The 18,773-nt window shown below is 33.0% G+C and carries 19 protein-coding genes; 3 read left to right on the top strand and 16 right to left on the bottom strand.

Going from position 1 to position 18,773, the window contains the following annotated elements; translation table 11 throughout:
• Positions 1–167: 167 nt before the first annotated feature.
• The 6 genes from J6Y29_02595 to J6Y29_02570 all read right to left on the bottom strand — a co-directional run bounded on the left by J6Y29_02595 (position 168) and on the right by J6Y29_02570 (position 6,337).
• A complete protein-coding gene (locus J6Y29_02595) occupies positions 168–479 on the bottom strand; it encodes a hypothetical protein (protein ID MBP5426769.1) in 312 nt (103 codons plus the stop codon).
• 37 nt (positions 480–516) lie between these two features.
• Complete coding sequence (locus J6Y29_02590; GenBank protein ID MBP5426768.1) at positions 517–1,401, bottom strand: stage 0 sporulation family protein; 885 nt, start codon at positions 1,399–1,401, stop codon at positions 517–519.
• A complete protein-coding gene (gene holB / locus J6Y29_02585; protein MBP5426767.1) occupies positions 1,401–2,378 on the bottom strand; it encodes a DNA polymerase III subunit delta' in 978 nt (325 codons plus the stop codon). Before holB ends, J6Y29_02590 begins: the two co-directional genes overlap by 1 nt.
• A 13-nt stretch (positions 2,379–2,391) precedes the next feature.
• Positions 2,392–2,679, bottom strand: a complete 288-nt coding sequence (locus tag J6Y29_02580; protein MBP5426766.1) for a hypothetical protein — start codon at positions 2,677–2,679, stop codon at positions 2,392–2,394.
• 72 nt (positions 2,680–2,751) lie between these two features.
• Entirely contained in the window at positions 2,752–5,115 is a 2,364-nt protein-coding gene (spoIIE, locus tag J6Y29_02575) for a stage II sporulation protein E (GenBank protein MBP5426765.1), read from the bottom strand.
• Positions 5,116–5,212: 97 nt separating this feature from the next.
• Positions 5,213–6,337 carry a hypothetical protein gene (locus tag J6Y29_02570; GenBank protein MBP5426764.1) on the bottom strand — a complete coding sequence of 375 codons (1,125 nt, stop codon included), beginning with the start codon at positions 6,335–6,337 and terminating at the stop codon, positions 5,213–5,215.
• 147 nt (positions 6,338–6,484) lie between these two features.
• Here J6Y29_02570 and J6Y29_02565 point away from each other — a divergent pair, with 147 nt between their 5' ends.
• From J6Y29_02565 to sleB, 3 genes are all read left to right on the top strand, one after another.
• Positions 6,485–7,750 carry a transporter gene (locus tag J6Y29_02565; protein MBP5426763.1) on the top strand — a complete coding sequence of 422 codons (1,266 nt, stop codon included), beginning with the start codon at positions 6,485–6,487 and terminating at the stop codon, positions 7,748–7,750.
• Positions 7,751–7,762: 12 nt separating this feature from the next.
• Positions 7,763–9,838, top strand: a complete 2,076-nt coding sequence (locus tag J6Y29_02560; protein MBP5426762.1) for a hydantoinase/oxoprolinase family protein — start codon at positions 7,763–7,765, stop codon at positions 9,836–9,838.
• Between the two features lie 572 nt (positions 9,839–10,410).
• Positions 10,411–11,073 (top strand): spore cortex-lytic enzyme, encoded by a 663-nt coding sequence (gene sleB, locus J6Y29_02555; GenBank protein MBP5426761.1) that lies wholly within the window; start codon positions 10,411–10,413, stop codon positions 11,071–11,073.
• A gap of 153 nt (positions 11,074–11,226) precedes the next feature.
• Here sleB and hpt read toward each other — a convergent pair whose 3' ends face one another.
• The 10 genes from hpt to J6Y29_02505 all read right to left on the bottom strand — a co-directional run.
• Positions 11,227–11,763, bottom strand: a complete 537-nt coding sequence (hpt, locus tag J6Y29_02550; GenBank protein ID MBP5426760.1) for a hypoxanthine phosphoribosyltransferase — start codon at positions 11,761–11,763, stop codon at positions 11,227–11,229.
• Between the two features lie 76 nt (positions 11,764–11,839).
• Positions 11,840–12,076 carry a flagellar biosynthesis anti-sigma factor FlgM gene (locus J6Y29_02545; GenBank protein ID MBP5426759.1) on the bottom strand — a complete coding sequence of 79 codons (237 nt, stop codon included), beginning with the start codon at positions 12,074–12,076 and terminating at the stop codon, positions 11,840–11,842.
• Positions 12,077–12,155: 79 nt separating this feature from the next.
• On the bottom strand, positions 12,156–12,800 hold the full coding sequence (locus tag J6Y29_02540) for a ComF family protein (GenBank protein MBP5426758.1): 645 nt from the start codon (positions 12,798–12,800) through the stop codon (positions 12,156–12,158).
• Between the two features lie 49 nt (positions 12,801–12,849).
• Positions 12,850–13,677: a hypothetical protein gene (locus J6Y29_02535; GenBank protein MBP5426757.1), complete on the bottom strand. Its 828-nt coding sequence runs from the start codon at positions 13,675–13,677 to the stop codon at positions 12,850–12,852.
• A 120-nt stretch (positions 13,678–13,797) separates the two neighbouring features.
• Positions 13,798–14,064, bottom strand: coding sequence for a septation regulator SpoVG (gene spoVG, locus J6Y29_02530; GenBank protein MBP5426756.1), 267 nt, complete (start codon positions 14,062–14,064; stop codon positions 13,798–13,800).
• Between the two features lie 483 nt (positions 14,065–14,547).
• Positions 14,548–15,021: a hypothetical protein gene (locus J6Y29_02525; protein ID MBP5426755.1), complete on the bottom strand. Its 474-nt coding sequence runs from the start codon at positions 15,019–15,021 to the stop codon at positions 14,548–14,550.
• 494 nt (positions 15,022–15,515) lie between these two features.
• Positions 15,516–16,652 (bottom strand): chorismate synthase, encoded by a 1,137-nt coding sequence (aroC, locus tag J6Y29_02520; protein MBP5426754.1) that lies wholly within the window; start codon positions 16,650–16,652, stop codon positions 15,516–15,518.
• Positions 16,645–17,145, bottom strand: coding sequence for a shikimate kinase (locus J6Y29_02515; GenBank protein ID MBP5426753.1), 501 nt, complete (start codon positions 17,143–17,145; stop codon positions 16,645–16,647). Before J6Y29_02515 ends, aroC begins: the two co-directional genes overlap by 8 nt.
• A 172-nt stretch (positions 17,146–17,317) precedes the next feature.
• Entirely contained in the window at positions 17,318–18,352 is a 1,035-nt protein-coding gene (tsaD, locus tag J6Y29_02510) for a tRNA (adenosine(37)-N6)-threonylcarbamoyltransferase complex transferase subunit TsaD (GenBank protein ID MBP5426752.1), read from the bottom strand.
• A gap of 215 nt (positions 18,353–18,567) precedes the next feature.
• Positions 18,568–18,773, bottom strand: a 206-nt coding sequence (locus J6Y29_02505; GenBank protein ID MBP5426751.1) for a hypothetical protein, incomplete at its 5' end; no start/stop codon positions are given.

The raw sequence follows: 18,773 nt of genomic DNA, 5'->3' as shown, positions 1-18,773 counted from the left end.
TGAAGATAAACAAGTACTTGTGCAGTTACGGCAGAGTAAATCTTTGCTGTAAAGGGTGCTGTCAATCACCCTACGATGTAACGTCACTAGTAGATGCTAATCTATTAGAAAAAAGGTCGGAGGTATATGCCGTTAGTACGATTGGGCAGTTACAAGCCCATCCACCTTTAGGTGGTGGGTAGTTGACATGTAGGCAATTCACTATCGCGCACTCGACTTGGCCTTTGCACATACCTTACAACAATATCATCATCCGCATTGACACTGTTAGACACGTTATCTTCTATCTGCATACAAGCTCGTTTTTCTTTATACTCATGGACTTTTTCTTCTTTCCAAGTATTCCACTCACACTTTTTCCTATCTATACATGATATTATATCACCCTGTAATCTTTTCATTTCATCACAATAAAGCCTACTCCATGTGGTTACAAGCCTAATTACAGCATCTGCAGCATAATCTCCTTTTTCTTTCATACTTCACCATCTTTTTTCTTACCTATTGCAAGAACTCTTAATCCTCTAACTCTTTTATCTCGTCCATATCTATGTCCTCATCACTTAAATAATATGAACTTCGAGCGTTCTTTATTACTTTTATGTCCTTTACTGGATATTCTCTTACCTCAAGTGTATTATCATCCTTGTCTTCCAGTTTTACCTTGACTATTTCTTTTAATAGACTAACATAAATTACTTCACCTTGTCCATCTTCCGTGTCTACAATTGCTCCTACTCTAGGCACCCTCGAATTCAAGTCTTCATATGCCTCTTGCTCATACTTTAAGCAACACATAAGTCTTCCACATCTCCCCGATATCTTCGTTGGATTAAGCGACAATCCTTGCTCTTTTGCCATCCTTATTGATACTGGTTGAAATTCGTCAAGATATTCTTTGCAACAAAGGACTCTACCACATACACCCATACCTCCCATCATCTTGGCTTCATCTCTTATTCCTATCTGTCTTAGCTCTATCCTTACTTTAAACTCCGCTGCCAAATCTTTTACTAACTCCCTAAAATCTATTCTCCCATCAGCAGTAAAGTAGAACAGTATCTTGCTACCATCGAACGTATACTCGACTTCAACTAATCTCATTTTCAAATTATGCTTTTTAATTTTTTTAAGACATGACTCAAAAGCAACTAATCTCTTTTGTTTGTTCTGTTTGTTCTTTTCAATATCCTCTGCCGTAGCAACCCTAACGACATTACTAAGCGGTGTACCAAGTGTACTCTCATCCACCATACGTCCTGTTAAAACAACTTCACCAAACTCCAAACCTCGAGTTGTCTCTACTATGACCTTATCTCCATTCTTAACTTTTTTGTCCTTAGGTGCAAAATAATAAATCTTTCCTACTGCCTTGAACCTAACACCTACTACCTCTACCATTAACACTCCCCCTGTATTTTTAAAAACATAACTTCTATTGAAAGACTAAAATTAGCATTCTGCTTTATATAACGTATCGTCTCAGCAACATTATCAATATCTTTAAGCAACTCATCATTCCCAAATTCATCTATTCTGTCTAACATAATATCTCTTTTATCTAAATTAGTCAATAGGGTATCATCTCCTGTCTCCTTTATGATTATCATATCTCTATACACAAGCATGATTATATCAAGAAGCGACTCTACCCTATCTTTGTTTTCACTAAAAAAATCTACTGCACTGCGTAACTTTAATCTACTCATTCTTTTCACACCTAATGCATAATCTATCACAACATCACGCAAGTCACTTAAATCCTCATCTTCTATTAAACTGATAAGCTTTCCTATATTTCCACAAGCATAGTTTATCAAAAATTTTTTATTCTCCTTCTCTAACAAACCACACTTACTAATATATTCTTCTAACTCATCATTACTATTTCTCTTAAATGAATACTTAACCGCACGTGATTTTATCGTCTCCAAAAGCATACCATAATTATTGCTACAAAGGATTATAACAACATGCTCTGGTGGCTCTTCCAAAGTCTTTAGTAATGCATTTTGAGCATCAGTCGTCATTGTATCCGCATCTTGCACAACAAATACCTTAAACTTTCCATACATTGGCTTTATTATCACCTGGGCTTGCATTTTTCGTATATTATCCACTCCAATACTATTGCCATCACGTGCTACAACATAAAAATCTGGATGAACACCCTTTTTCATCATCTGACAACTATTACAATTACATTTACTTTCGTTACTTTGGCACAAAATTCTATTCGCAAAAATTTTTGCAACTGTTTTCTTTCCTAATCCTTTTTCCCCATCAAAAATATATGCATGACTAAGTCTTTTGCTATCCACCGCCTCGGTTAGTGCTCTTTTTATACTTTCTTGTCCCACGACCTCACTAAAATCCACTATCTAACTCCCCTTACCTTCTTAAAATGTATACCACCATATAGCACACAGCTACCGCACTTAGCACCAACAAATAATTTAAAATTCTATTCAAATCTATTCTAAACCTTTTGTGTTTTTTATGCAAATATTTCGATAGTGTTCCCAACACATAATCATCTAATATCCTTTCTGCTTCACGCACAATAAAAGGATTTTTCTCACTCTTTCTCCTCGAATTATTTTTTAATATTACTATCATCTCTTCTATATAGTTAGACTTAAGGTCTTGTATCCTTATTATTCTTTTTTCGTCTTCCATGGTTATCCAAAAACACCCCTATCATTTTTAGTATAAAGGTAGCTTTTCTCTATCTAATTATAATTATACATTTCACCCAACCTTAGCAACTACCACCAACATATCATCCATTGGTGCTTCATCACAACACGCTTCACCCAAAATATCTTTTGCCATATCTTTGGGATCTTTTCTATCAAAATGTGTCAATATATCTAAAAGTTTTTTCTCCTTTAACTTCTTTAGTGAATCAATCACCCCATCAGTTATCATTATGATATAATCACCTTTTTTTAGTTGTTCTTTTTGCGGCTCTATCACAAGACTACTTAATATACCCGCTGGAAGTGATGCATGCTTTATCTCCTTTACTCCATCTTTTGACTTTATGAAAGTTGGCATAGCTCCAAACTTTATAAATTCACACTCACCCGTGCTTGTATCCAGCGAAGATATATCCAACGTACTAAACGATTCATCATTTGACTTTAACACTAATATTGAATTTATAATTTTTATTGCTGTCTCCTTATCAAAACCTGACTCTATAAAATTTTCAAACAAATTTATTGTAGCATCACTATTCCTTTGAGCAATCTCACCACTTCCCATCCCATCGCTTATTACAATATAAAATTTCCCGTCTTTGCTATTTATCAATGAATAACTGTCGCCAGACACATTTTGTCCTTCTCTCGTCACTTTAGCATATCCCGTCATAAGTGTTATTTTATCCTTCTCTATTAGCTTTATGCTTTTATTCTCGCCAGTATCCCCTGATTCAATATGCTCTTTTTCCACAACCATATCCATTTGTATTGCATCATTTATTATATCAATTAATTCCCCTTTTGATATACGTTGATAATCATCCATTTTTAATGTCACTACCACCTCATATTTTCCCCACTTATTTTGATATACCATGGCATCTATGCATTGTATACCTATATTCCCAAATCGATCTAATATTATTTCTTCATATGATGTATTAAATCTTACATCAACATCCACTTCTGATGCCAAATCTAATATCACCTTTGATAACCCCCCTAGCTGCTGTGACACCACTTTTCTACTCTCCGCTATTTTATTCTTCCACACAACATCCACCTTAAATATTTCGTAAATATTGCTAAGCGCTCTCGTAAACTCACCTACTCTATCACACCTATCTAAAAAAAATTGTGGTATATCTGATATCTCTATTCTTCCTCTATTTTCTAGCATCTCAACCATTTTATACATAACCTGATATGTTTCATAGAAACTTCTCTCCCAGCAATACACACACAAACTACAATTTTTACATACTCTATCCGCAACTCTGTCAAACAAGACAGAAATATCATTTTGATTGGCTACAAATTCGTACTCTGAGATTTTGCAAAAAGTCTTTTGTAACTCTTTAAATGCCAATGAAAACTTTTTTAGCTTACCAACCGTAAATTCCTTTAATCTAAAATTGTAATTACGTCTTTTCCAACAAATCAATTCTTCCTTTAGATTCTTACCAATCAAAAAATCTATCAATTTTTCTGGAACTAATATAAATATTGTCATACCTACTATCATCTCTCGTATGTTTATCACTGCTGGATTGAATCGACTTGAAAAAACCATTAACAAAAAATTTGATAAAAAAAATCCTAGACACGTACCAACCTTTCCCAAACTTTTAAATGTCCCTGCGAGCATTCCACTAAAGCTATATAATCCTCCCAGCATTAAATTATTATCACTATGTATGTTCACAACAATCCCCAAAACCATCCCGAATGTTGCCCCTATTGTCAACCCAAATTTATTGCTAAACATACATATTATCACTGTAACTATAATATTGATTGCCTTTAGTCCAAATATATTTAATGTACCAACACCAAGTATGGCTATTGCACATACCGACGCTACACTCATTATTTCTTCATTTCGTATATCCAAATATTTATTTTTGTGTACAAGGTACATCCCTGCATTTTTACAGATATAATAGAGCGGTATTGAAATCACCAAATGAAATAAAATCTTCACAAAATCATATAAAAGCATACCTTCTCTGTAAAAGAAAATATACTCACCTAATGCTATACACAGCGTACATAATAACGCATTACCCAATTCATTTTCTTCTTTTATGGAAATTATTTTTTTGATTAGCATGAATGCAATTATAGCTATCATATTTATGTATAAATATTTGCTATGTGCTTTTGTAAGTAGCCCTGCCAGTACCATAAGAAACATAACAACTTTGCTCGTCCTTAAAAAATACATCCCACAAAACATAACCGCGCCAAAAGGAATCCCTCCATTTATTATGGTGGATTTCCCCAAAAGAAATGCTATTGGTGCTACTACCAACAAATGACTTCTATCTACGATGTCTACAATATTTCTTAGTATAGCTCTTTGATATTTCTTGTCATCTTGCATATCTATTGCTTGTGCTCTCATGCCACAAAACCCCTCTTCCGTTTTTTTGCTTATATTATACAAAAATTGGAAGAAAGAAATTTGTCATTTACCGCTATCATACCCTTTTTCATCTCAATCATATAACCAAACAAACTACATATTCCAAAAACAACATAATCACCAATATATCCAGTGATCCTTTAACTCGCGCAATTTTTTTTATGCGTTCCTCTGTCGTAAATTTCCTCTTAGCTAGCGGATGTTCTAAATTAAGCTTATCTCCGGATAAATCTGCGTTTGTTATCTTTGGATCTTCTTGTAACTCTTCATCTGACTTATCCCTTGCATCTTCTTCTATCGCTACTGTTTCCCTTTCATCTGGTACATCTCTTGCATCCTCTTCTATTGGTTTACCCATCATGTCTTCTTCCTCTTCTAAATAATCTAATATATTCAACTTTTCCATTGGTTTATTTAACTCTTTTTCTTCCCTAATTGAAATTGCTATATTGGCAATAAAATTCTGTACCACCCTAATCATTTTCCCAACTACACCCTTAGGCTCCATATTATCAACCTGCTTAACTAAATCCTCCAATAAATCTTCTATCTCTACATCTTTTTTTCTAATGTTATTAAATTTATCCCTCACTGCTGTTACAGTCTTCTTAGTTCTTCCCCAAATTCCATCTTCGCCTTTTAATCCATTAATAATTTTGTTAAATATCTCTCTTGTCCTGTAACCAGTATTGGGTCTTACATTTTTATCCTTTAAAACCTCTTTTTCTCGTTCTATATCTTGCTCTTGATATTCTTTTTTAATAGGCAGTATCTCTTTTTCATCTACATCAATACTAGGCTTATTTTCATTAAAAGTATCTTCTCCTAACTCTACTTCCTTTTCTTTTTGTACTTCAATTTCTTTTTCCAATTTAGGCTTTAAATTCTCTGTATGTAAACTAGATACTTTGTATCCTTGCTCTTTTACTCTCTTTTGCAATACTTCTTCTGGATCATATTTACTTAAAACATTATCAAATGTTTCTTCTCCTAATTTATTCAGTGGTTCAAACAAATTATTTATGCTACTAAAATCCCCTTTAGTAACCCATTTTTTATTTAATACATTTTTAAACAAATCTTCACTAAGAATATTTAACTCATCAATAAGTTCGTTTATGCTCTTATCCTCCACAGGCAAGTCTAGATCAATTGTTTTTTCTTTCTCCTTTGTTATACTCATTTCAATATCTAATGACATAAACGAACCCCCTTTTCAAAATATACTGACTGTCCATGTGTATCGGCACTTTCGGCTTAAAATATTATAAAATTATTCTTGTCATTTTTTGTGATAAATGGTATAATTATTTGTGTTAGTAATTATATTTACACGAGGTGATGTTACTTGATATCCTTTTTAGTCATTGCTATATTCATACTATTTGTGATACTTATGATATCTAAAAAACTACCTACTCTTGTAGCGCTTCCATTTATGGCTATACTTATCGCTATAGCTGCTGGTGTATCTGGAAATGACATTCTAAATGATATAATTGGTCAAGGTAGTTTTCGTTTGTATGCAGCAATCATCACTACAATGTTTAGTGCAATGTTTGCACAAGTTATCAATAAAACAGGTATATCTTCAAGCATCATACGATACGTTGCCGAATTTGGTGGAGACAATCCAATTATTGTAGCATTATTCCTAACTTTTGCTACTGCACTGGTGTTTACATCGGTTAGCGGCCTTGGTGCTGTAATAATGGTTGGTACAATTACAATACCTATTATGATATCTGTTGGTATTAGTCCAGTTGTATCGTCAATACTTTTGATAATGGGACTTAATCTAGGTGGATTATTTAATTTATCAAACTATACATTCTACAGCCAAATTCTAAACATAAACGTAACTTATGTAAGAAATTGTGCATTCATACTAAGTGTTGTCAATAGTATAATGATAATTGTATACACGCTACTTAACGTAAAATCTTCAACAAACATTTTTCACTGTAGCGTACAAAGTGATTATTCCAACAAAAAAATTAGATTTTATGCACTACTAACACCAATTTTACCAATCCTTCTAACTTTTATTTGGCCTCTTTTGTTTGGTTCTAACATAAATATCATTAGTAGCTTGTTGATTGGTACACTCTACGGCATAATCACAACATATCCTAAAAAGGTATTAGACTTATTCACTAAATCATTTTTTGACGGCATATGTGACTCAAGTCCTGCAATTGCATTAATGATTAGTATTGGTATTCTTTTGCAGACTGTTACAAACGAGCAAGTATCTAGTATTGTATCACCAATTATCATTGCTCTTGTGCCAACTAACAAAATTACATATGTACTAATCTTTTTACTATGTGCTCCTTTTGCATTATTTAGAGGACCACTTAATTTGTTCGGTTTAGGTAGTGGGGTAGTTAGTTTAATGCTTATGACAAATATACTAAATCCATTGGCCATCCTTGGTGCCATTATGTCTGTTGGAGCAATACAGGGTATTTGTGATCCTACTAACACGCATAACGTATGGGTAGCCAATTTCACTGGTATTGATACATCACGCATACTAAAAAGATCTCTACCGTACTGCTTGTTACAAGTGCTTATAAATTTGATTATAATGAGCATACTCTTTGTGTAAGGGAGAATTATTATGACTATTCGCATTGGAGTAGATGTTGGCGGAACTTTTACAGACGCTGTTGCAATAGATAACGACACCTTTGAGTTGCTGGAGTTTACGAAAGTTTTCACTACTTACGGCTCCAAGGATGGAGTTGCTTTGGGCATCATTGATGCACTATCTCGCATAATATCTAATTCCAATGTTAATGTATCTGACATTTCTTTTATTGCAGCCGGAACTACTCAGGCAACTAATGCCATATTAGAAGGCGATGTATGTGATGTAGGTGTAATTTTAATTGGAAATCACATAATAAATTTTTCCGATATACCACTTGGAAACAACAAATACATTCACATTAAGACGTACCACATCAATAACGATACTAATTTTGATTCTAACTTGGAAGATATTTTTCATCAAATAACTCTAGACAAAATTAATTCCATAGTTGCCTCTTGCCCTTTTAGTCCAGATGATAACACACTCGAGCAAAAAGTGTTGGACTTAGCTTCTAAACACAACATTTATGCAACTGCAACTTACGAAATTTCCGGATTATATAGCATAAAAATACGTACCAATACCGCCATAATAAATGCATCCATATTACCTAAAATGATGTCTACATTTGAACTAATCAAGAAATCAATTAGATCAATGGGCATCACTGCACCTGTCATGATTATGCGCTGTGACGGCGGAGTAATGCCTATAGACGAAATAAAAAAGCGTCCATTTTTAACTATATTATCCGGTCCTGCTGCTGGAGTTTATGGTGCTCTCATTTACGAAAAAATATCTAGTGGTATTTTTCTTGAAGTGGGTGGAACTAGCACCGACATATCCATAATCAAAGATGGTAAAGTTGTGCTAACTAAGCCTACAATTGGTGGCCATAAATTATATCTTAATTCGTTAGATATAAACACAATTGCAATTGCTGGGGGAAGTTTAATTCGTGTCTTTGGCAAAACATTAGATGTGGGACCAAGAAGCTCCCATATACTCGGTTTAAAATATTCTTGCTTTGCTGAACCTTCTAATCTAGCCAATTCCTCTATTTTCTTTATTGAATCTGATAATTGTCGTTACGCAGCAATAAAAAATTCCCGCGGCGAAATATTTTCTATAACGCTAACATGTATTCTAAATGCATTGGGTTTAGTTCCTAAGAATTCTTATTGTTTCGGAAGCCAAGAATCAGCAAGGCTCTCAGTAGAACTTCTAGCCCAGTATTTTAAAACATCAATAGATGTTATTGCGAACAAAGTACTTGATATTGTCATACAAAAGTATACCAATATAATAAATCAATTAGCCAAAACATATAAGCTAAATAATCCTATATTGTTTGGCGGTGGTGGCGCCTGTAATCCGCTTATATCTATAATTGCCTCAAGAATAAATTCCAAATCCGCAATATGTAAAAACGCTCCTGTTATTGCGTCCATTGGTATTTGTATGTCTGTTGTCATGGAAGTTATGGAACGCAATGTTTTTAATCCATCTCATAAAGATATTGAAAGCATAAAACTTGCTGTCTTTGATAAATTATCAAAATCCATTTCTGATAAATCCTCAATTGAGATTTTAGTGGAATTTGATCGCATGCAAAATATTCTTCGCGCCATTGCAACTAGCACAATAGATTCGTCTTCTTTCACTAATACATCAATTGACCAAAAAGAAATTATATCTTTCTACACTTTATGTGACAAATCCGATATTTATCATTTGGGTGATATTGGTAAATACTTTGTTTTTAAAACAAATATCAAAAAGAAAATTTTATGGGGGCTAATAAATAATAGTGTAACACATCACGTAATTGTAGATAATAGCGGAATAATATGTTTTGACAAACGCGTACGATGTTTTAGTATAATATCAAACACAATAATTTTTAATACATTAAAAAAACTTCTTGAAGAAAATTCTATCTGCTCTGATGCTGGCATACTAGTACCTCCTTGTATGATAGTTACACCAACAAAGCTTATTGATCTTTCTTCTTTTACTACTATAGATGACATATTGAAATTTTTAAAATCAGAAATTGATCTAAAGACAGCGTTTGATGTAGCTGTGCTTATAGAATAAGGAAGGGGAATAATTTATGCAACTGTCATTCTTTCTTCCTAAAACTCATGTGATACAAAATGAGTTTAATATAAATCCACAATGTAGAAGGGTTAACAAAAAAAATATTTTCAATTTAGGAAATCTCTCTTGGAATATGGGAATGTTATGTGCATTAAATTTCCCACACGTTACATCAAGAGAATTCATAGCAAGCCACGACATAAAAATCATTACAAAAGATATTGTGCCAATATTGAATAAAATTTTATTTAGTAGTTTTGACGCATCAAATAACAGCATAATTCTATACCCCAACATGATTGACAAATATTTTGTACCATCGGCACCTAGTAATTTCAATCATAATCATTGCATTGATCTACTGTTATATCATGAAATATTTCACTTCTTACAATGTACCAATCAATGCCCCTTATATAAAATTAATTGTCTTAATGAAATTGCCGCATATTCTTTCACCCGTAAAGTGTATAGTTAATGCAAGATTTGTGCATACTAACAGGTATCAATTTGCGTGGAAGGTGTGATTTTTTTTGAGAATAAATAAATCTATTTTATTTTTATCTTGTATGCTGGTATTATTTTTATTAATGGTAGTACAATTTTTTTGTAATAGTCAACAGTCTACTTTAAATTTTGGGATAAAACCCACCCTGTCATATTACGGATCTCGAGGTGATGAAGTGGTAAATATACAAAAAAAGTTACGCCAGTGGGGCTATTATTCAGGTGATATTGATGGGATATATGGTGATATAACATTTGGTGCAGTAAAGCTTTTTCAGTCACGTAACAATCTTGATGTGGATGGAATCGCTGGGCCACAAACACTATCCGCTTTAGCCTTACCATCATCCGGTTCTTCACAAAATAATACTTACAATAATAACGTAAGACTCCTATCTCGCTTAATACACGGAGAAGCACGTGGTGAATCCTACAAAGGCATGGTAGCCGTAGCTGCCGTTGTTTTAAACAGGGTATCCAATAGCAACTTTCCCAAAACAATCGCAGGTGTAATCTATCAATCTGGCGCATTTGATGCCGTATCCGATGGCCAAATAAACCTAACACCAGATAATGATTCAATAAAGGCAGCAAAAGATGCACTAAACGGATGGGATCCAACCAATGGCTGTCTTTACTACTGGAACCCTCATACAGCAACAAGTAAATGGATTTGGAGCCGCGAAATAGTAACGCAAATAGGTAAACACGTATTTGCAAGATAACACTACCTGCATCCCCTAAAGCTATAATTGCTTTGGTCCTATCACAAACGGAAGTGATGCCATACAAAGCCATCACTTCCGTTTGATTCCACCTTTTCTCTATAGCCGCAAACAAAGGCCAGCCTCACCTTGAGCCTAAAACTGGACCCACTCCTAATCCACCTTTAATACACCAACATACGGTAGATTCCTATAGTACTCCTTATAATCTAAACCATATCCTATAACAAACTCATTCGCTATTTCAAAACCAACATAATCTGTATGTATATTCCTTGTCCTTTGATATGGCTTGTCTAATAGGCAACATATTTTTATACTATTAGGCTTTCTTAGTGTCAAATTATTTACCAGATAACTCAATGTCAATCCTGAATCAACTATATCCTCAACAATAAGTACATCTTTCCCCTCGATATTCTCTGCTAAATCGTGTACTAATCTCACCACTCCAGATGTTCTTGTTCCTCCTGAATAGCTTGACACAGCCATAAAATCCATCTTAACTGGCACTGTTATTTTCTTAGCCAAGTCCGTGAAAAACATCACAGCCCCTCTTAATATTCCTATCATTACTATGCTTTTTCCCTTGTAGTCTTCATTTATCTGATCTGCCAACTCTCCTATTCTTTTTTGAATTTGCTCCTCAGATAAAAGTACCCTCTCTATACTATGTTCCATTCTCTCCATTCCCTCCAACACTTTCTACTCTCTCCCGGTCAATATTTCCCGTATTTCTGCTATTATATCACATATTTATTGCAAATTACAATTTTTTTTTGCTGTTCCCATTTTTAATTTCCCCTATAATTTCCAAATCCTCTATTATACGATCCGCAATGATTGCCTCATCCGGTGCATAATTGGGATCAGAATATTTTTCTTTAACCTCTTTTATCTTATCCTCACGTACATCCGGTGCTCTTGCAACTATCTCTTTTGCACGCTCCACTTCCGACACATTTATACAATCTATATCATCAAAATAATCCTTTTCACACATATTCCTAAACCTCTCTATATATTAATTATTATGTATTTGTGTCATAATCACTTTAAAGTGTATATCGACACTTACCATATTAAAGTATAGTCTTTGCTATAACAAAAGCCTCCACCCTAGCCGCTTTGTTCTCTTTTAACACCTTACTACATTCATTTATTGTAGCTCCTGTTGTAAAAACATCATCTATTATAATAACTTTGTTTTGCGCAATCGATTTACTATCTCTTGCCTTAAACGCTCCTTTTATATAAAGACTTCTTTGCTCTTTATCACACAACGCAAGTGCTCCTGTATTCTTTTGCCTTGTTAATACATCCTGGTACCTTATGTTAGTAATTCGAGATATCTCTTTGGCCAAAAGGCCCGATTGATTATATCCTCTTTGTGCCTCTCTACCTTTATGCAAAGGAACACTTACTATTACATCTCCCGAAATATAATCTCTTAAACTACAAACCATAAGCTTTGCAAATACTTTATATAAATATGCTTTGTGATAATACTTAAACTTTTGTATAACATGCTTTATCATATCATCATAAACAAACACTCCTCTTACTTCATCACAATACTCAGTCCTATCAACTTGATGATCTAAAAACGTCAATTTTTTATAGCATATATCACATACCATAAACTCTTCATCAAATCCAATTAATTTATCACAAAATATGCATCTACTTGGATAAAACATTTTCAAAAAATTTTTTAACATACTCATTCTTCCCTCTTAACCCTGTCGAGAAGATATTTTATCACTTTTCCATCATTTATGCAATATATGGATTAATAAAAATTAACCCATATCTAACATTCAAATCAGCTACTTTTGCAATTTTATCATATCTTTTATCCGAGACATCATCTGTAAGAAAACCTAACACAATATAAATTTTACTTCTATCTTCATATATACCCAAAATCATATTATCACTATCAGCCGATATTTTATCACGTATATCTATGCCAAATAATTTCAAAAAATAATATAGCTTGTTCACATCAGTAACGCTCCACCACATATAATCTTTTCTCTTGTTTAAAAATGGATTACACTTTCTAAAATTTATATCAACTTGTCTCTTGAAAATTTCTTTACTGAAAGGAATTTGGTTTTTTGGGAAATTAGGTGTCATCATTATTTTTGTATTGCACATTAGTGGACATCCTTTACTACAAGCGTACAGCATATTCTTTTTCATTGACTCTAATAATTTATCTCTCCACAAAATTTTTTCATTTTTATATGCAACAGCTGGAGCAAGAATTTTTGTATCGGCTCCATCATTAACCAAACTAACCACTGCAATAACATCAAAATTTAATATATCTTTATCCGGACTCAAAAACTCATATTCTAATGTCCCCATATTTCTTTTTAACAAAAGATTGCCCATATTAATATGCTCGAGCCCACCATTAATACTTTTCATTATATAGACCTGATAACTAAAATTGCTATTTATATTAAACACCGTAACATTTATTCTAAATCTTGGCTTGTTAACTAATATCTTTACATATCCACTTATATCGCCATATATATTAAATCCTTTGTCTTCCTCCTGAAACATACAATAGTTAAGCGCTCTATTCATTAGCATTCTTCCCCTTTGCTTAAACATTTTGTATATTTATATTAATTTGGAAAACAAAAAATGACACTCTCTTTTGGAAAAGGAAAGTGTCACATCCAAAAATTTTGTACAATCAGCAAATTACTTTCTAGCTTCTACTTCTTTATTGTAAGCCTCAAGTATTGCATCTTGTATCTTGCTTCTTGTCTCAGCAGATATTGGATGAGCTATATCTCTGAACTCACCATTTTGGCCTTTTCTGCTTGGCATAGCAATGAATAGACCATTGGTTCCTTCTATGATCTTTATATCATGTACTACAAACTCATCTTCAATTGTTATTGAAGCTACAGCTCTTACTCTTCCATCATGGTCTATAAGTCTAATCCTAACGTCTGTGATCTTCATCTCGCGGTTCACCTACCTTGTTGTTTATTTTTTTGCACTTTCAAATATACAATCGTCAAATTAAAAATTTTTTTTATATATTTTTTATTTTTTATATCACCCAATGGTACTCAATTTCAGGCATTAACGCTTCAATTAGTGTTGGTAGTAGTACACAAATCATGTATTGACACTAATTAATTATTTTGGTAGTATACTTTGTAGTACTTTTGTTTGAGTATTTTTTCTGATTGTATGCTTGATAACAAACGGGTGTATATTCTCAAAAATATTTTCTTAGGTTGTCATTTCTTCTTTAGTATTACCAATATAATTGTCAAAACACACCCTCAGATTTTTATTTTATAACATTTTTTATATTCTGTCAACAATATTATTCTTTTTTTCTCTTCATATGGTGACAAGACTTCTCTATGCATCTACCAGAAACACTTTTCATATTTTAACATACTCTTATATATTCTCAAAACTCTTGTTTTTCTTTTACATGTCTATATCTTTTTCACTTTTTTTTGCATTTTTATTCAAATTTTTATTGCTTGATGTATAGGTTATGTCACTAATTGAACTTCTATTTGACCTACTATTAATGCTAATTGTTTCACCTGTCTCTGACAATGAATTTCCTACTAACGTTTCATTACTACGTGACAAATCACTTATTTGGCTTATATCTTTCTTTATTCCACTAGCCTTTATTGTCATCTTTGCCTCTTTAGATCTTTCATCCATCAATTTATCTTCTAATTTAATCTCTAACTCTTTTAACTTTTTTTTGCTTTTTGCCTCTCTTATTTCTTTTCTAAACTCTCCCGTCCACTTTCTAATTCTACTATACCCGTACTCTCCCTTAAATGAATCTTCAAATCTATCTGCTTTTCCCTTTAATTTACGCTTTTCATCTTCTAATCCATTTTTTCCTATTAATGATTTTAACTTACTCATATCTAGAGCCATAATAAACACCTCCCCTAAATTCTCACAGAAAACACCCTATTAAAACTACCTAGGTAATATATACAACACTTGAATCAAAAAATCCTTCTTCCTTGTTTATTGCTACTGGCTTTAGTCAATATTAAAATGCAATTAACATTTTTCTTTTTTGCTACATATCATAATATATGACTTAGTTTAAGGGGGTTTTTCTATGGATAGAGCTTGTTGTTCAGGTTCTCTTTGGGGAGATGATTGTAGTATATTATTTTTCCTTTTGATATTCCTTCTACTTTTCTGTAATAACTGGAACTTAGGCGATTCAAATTGTGGCTGCTGCTAATTTTATCCAGAGGTTGCGTTTTTATGCAATCTCTGGGAAACAAAGATTTTTTACCTTGCGCGCCAGATACGAGTAAAAACAATCAACTTAATATTCTATCATACTTAAGATTTTTATAATTTTAAGTTGTACTTTTCCATTCCTCAAAAGTTTAGCGCTTCTATAACTTACTTCAAAAAAAATTTTGTACTGCCCTATTTTGTAGTATCGAGTCCACCATTACAATTCTTACCATAGACTCACACACCGGATATATTCTTGCACATATAGATACATCATTTTTAGTATTAAAAATAACTTTTTTTTGCTCTAAACTTTTCATATCCACTGTATCTTGCACCAGCGGTATTGTTGGAGTTGGCTTTACCGCCACTCTTATTCTTATCTCTTCTCCATTAGTTAACCCTCCTAATATACCTCCTGCATTATTTGTTTTAAAGGATATTCTGCCTTTATCATCGATAACTGGAATATCATTAGCCTCTGTAGCTAACATACTCGCATGTTTAAACCCTGCACCAAACTCCACTCCTTTAATTCCTCCTATCGACATTAGTGCATGAGCCAATGCTGCATCCATTTTATCAAACACAGGTTCTCCTAAACCTGCCATTGCACCTTTTACTATTATTTCTACTACTCCACCACATGAATTGTTATTTTGGATAACTTCCCTCAAATCTTCTATCATCTCTCTAGCTTTGTCAAAATCAGGACAATTTATTATATTCTTCCTATAATTTCTTTTAGCCTCCTGATATGATATATCTTTTGCTTTTATTCCATGCGATTCAATAGTATATGCAATAACGTCTATACCTACTTTATCCAAGATTTCTTTTGCAACAGCTCCTGCAACCACTCTAGACACGGTCTCTCTTCCCGATGCTCTCCCTCCTCCTAAATAATCCATATGCTCTCCATATTTTTGGTAATATGTATAGTTTGCATGACCAGGTCTTATAATATCTTTATTTTCTATGTGATACTTAGCCTGTTTTTCCTCTATATCTTTATTCACTACCAAAATTCCTAATGGTGCACCTGTTGTAATATTATCTTTCATCACTCCAGAAAATATTATGGCTTCATCCTTTTCTCTTCGTGTTGTCGTCACAAATGACGTATCAGTCTTTCTTTTTTCTAATTCCGAATTTATCATATCTTCAGTTATTTTTAATCCTGATGGTACCCCATCTATTATTGTGATTAATCCTCCTGGTAAATTACCCTCTTTTTTTTGAAAAAATCCCGCATAACTCTCTCCTGCAGTCGTAACCCTAAATATCTTTCCAAACGTATTACTCACTTTGTAGCACCTCCTCTTCTATTTTTTTTAATATATCCTCTGGTTTTCTATTTGTACAATCAATCATTATATCTGCATATTTTGTGTATAACTCGTCCCTTTGTATGTATAATTCATCAAAACTAAAATTATGGCTACCAATTATTCGTCTATTCTCTTCTATCCTACTTTTTAACTCACTTAGAGAATCCTTTAAATAAACAATAAATCCAATACTCTTAAATTTAAGCATCAAAAAATCACTGTACACAACACTACCACCAGTTGAAATAACCGAATTAAAAAAATCCTCCTTTGTTAAAATGTTTTGTTGACACTCTAAAAAAAACTCTTCTCCATGTATTTTTACTATATCTCTCGGTGTTAACTTGGTTTTTGTCTTTAATATATAATCTGTATCCACAAACTTTTTATTGGTACTTTGAGCTAACATTCTACCTACTGTTGTTTTTCCCACACTCGGCATACCTATTAAAATTATATTCTTTTGCATAATTTTTTCTCCATATTTTTACTTAATTTATTAACATTATCCACATTATCCACAGATATATCCACAAAAAATCGCAACAATTATTCCCCAAAAATATTCACAAGAAAATTAATCCTGTATCAATAAATTATAAAGTTATCCACATTATTCACAATCATTATACACAAATTATTCAAAATTCATTAACAGAATTTTTCCCCAATTTTAAAGATGGATATGCATTTAAAGTAATATCTGACAAATTATTGTTGCTATACTCATAATACGCTGCACTGGCTATCATCGCCGCATTATCAGTACATAATACAGTTAACGGATAATAACATTTATAACCATTTTTACAACATTCATCCTGCATTTTTTGACGTAACTGATTATTAGCAGCAACACCCCCTGCCAATACAACTGTTGATAACTTTTTATTTTTTGCACAACGTAAAGTATTTTCAACCAACACATCAACAACTGCCTGCTGAAAACTTGCACAGACGTCATAAATGTTAATACTTTCATTTTTTTGATTTGCAATGTTAATATAATTTAGCACAGCTGTCTTTAGCCCACTAAAACTAAAATCGAAACTTCTATCTTTAAAATATACTCTAGGAAACTCTATTGAATGAGCATCACCCTTTTTAGCCATATTATCCACAAGCGGACCTCCTGGATATCCCAATCCAACTGCACGCGCAATTTTATCAAAAGCTTCTCCCGCCGCATCGTCTCTTGTCTGTCCTAGTATTTCAAAAGTTACATAATCTTTAACATAAACTATATGACTATGTCCACCCGACACAACTAAACAAATAAAAGGTGGCTCTAAATCTGGGTGCTGAAGAAAATTTGCACAAATATGTCCCTGTATGTGATTTACTCCCACCAACGGCTTCTTTTTTGAAAATGCTACTGCCTTTGCAAAGGATACTCCTACTAATAATGCTCCCACCAAACCTGGACCTTTTGTTACTCCTATAACATCGATATCATCCAAAGTTTTATTTGCCTTAGCTAGCGCATCAGATACAACAGGTACAATTGACTCAATATGCTTTCTAGACGCGATTTCCGGAACTACTCCTCCATATTTTTTATGTATCTTTATCTGAGATGAAATCACATTCGACAAAATCTCTCTACCATTTAAAACAACTGCAGCTGATGTCTCATCACAACTTGATTCAATTCCCAGAACTAACAAATCCTTCACCTAAAACCCCTCCATAAAATATAAATCACCTACAAAAAACATAAGTATCTAATTTACAAAATAAGACACAGAAGATACTTATGCACCAATCCAAGTTATAATATCACAAAAACTCTAAATGGTAAAGCTCAATGCTTTTAATTTTAACTAAAGTATATGTCTTTTTTCCTTTATTTAATTAATTCAAGGAAAAAATATTGCATCCGATGTAACTTTTACAATAAATGAAAGGAGAGATGTTTACATGATAAAATATAATTTTGCTGCAACAAAACAACGACAGGGGGGGGGGCGTATCGATGCCTAAAGGGCAACAATAAGGCATTAATTATATTAATACTACTCTTGCTTGGCTCTTTTTTTATGCCCTTTTTTAGGATTGAGGCATACGCAACTTCACCATATACACCTGGAACATTGG

This window comes from Clostridiales bacterium (assembly GCA_017961515.1).
Classification (GTDB): domain Bacteria; phylum Bacillota; class Clostridia; order Acetivibrionales; family RGIG10202; genus RGIG10202.
This window is presented reverse-complemented; position numbering and strand designations above follow the sequence as displayed.

Coding starts and splice junctions, on each gene's coding strand:
- J6Y29_02545 (MBP5426759.1), bottom strand. CDS start 12,076: ATGTGTGAAAAGGATTATTTTGATGATATAGATTGTATAAATGTGTCG.
- J6Y29_02580 (MBP5426766.1), bottom strand. CDS start 2,679: ATGGAAGACGAAAAAAGAATAATAAGGATACAAGACCTTAAGTCTAAC.
- J6Y29_02590 (MBP5426768.1), bottom strand. CDS start 1,401: ATGGTAGAGGTAGTAGGTGTTAGGTTCAAGGCAGTAGGAAAGATTTAT.
- J6Y29_02570 (MBP5426764.1), bottom strand. CDS start 6,337: ATGTCATTAGATATTGAAATGAGTATAACAAAGGAGAAAGAAAAAACA.
- J6Y29_02540 (MBP5426758.1), bottom strand. CDS start 12,800: ATGAGTATGTTAAAAAATTTTTTGAAAATGTTTTATCCAAGTAGATGC.
- sleB (MBP5426761.1), top strand. CDS start 10,411: ATGCTGGTATTATTTTTATTAATGGTAGTACAATTTTTTTGTAATAGT.
- J6Y29_02535 (MBP5426757.1), bottom strand. CDS start 13,677: ATGAATAGAGCGCTTAACTATTGTATGTTTCAGGAGGAAGACAAAGGA.
- J6Y29_02515 (MBP5426753.1), bottom strand. CDS start 17,145: ATGCAAAAGAATATAATTTTAATAGGTATGCCGAGTGTGGGAAAAACA.
- hpt (MBP5426760.1), bottom strand. CDS start 11,763: ATGGAGAGAATGGAACATAGTATAGAGAGGGTACTTTTATCTGAGGAG.
- J6Y29_02595 (MBP5426769.1), bottom strand. CDS start 479: ATGAAAGAAAAAGGAGATTATGCTGCAGATGCTGTAATTAGGCTTGTA.
- J6Y29_02525 (MBP5426755.1), bottom strand. CDS start 15,021: ATGGCTCTAGATATGAGTAAGTTAAAATCATTAATAGGAAAAAATGGA.
- spoVG (MBP5426756.1), bottom strand. CDS start 14,064: ATGAAGATCACAGACGTTAGGATTAGACTTATAGACCATGATGGAAGA.
- spoIIE (MBP5426765.1), bottom strand. CDS start 5,115: ATGAGAGCACAAGCAATAGATATGCAAGATGACAAGAAATATCAAAGA.
- J6Y29_02560 (MBP5426762.1), top strand. CDS start 7,763: ATGACTATTCGCATTGGAGTAGATGTTGGCGGAACTTTTACAGACGCT.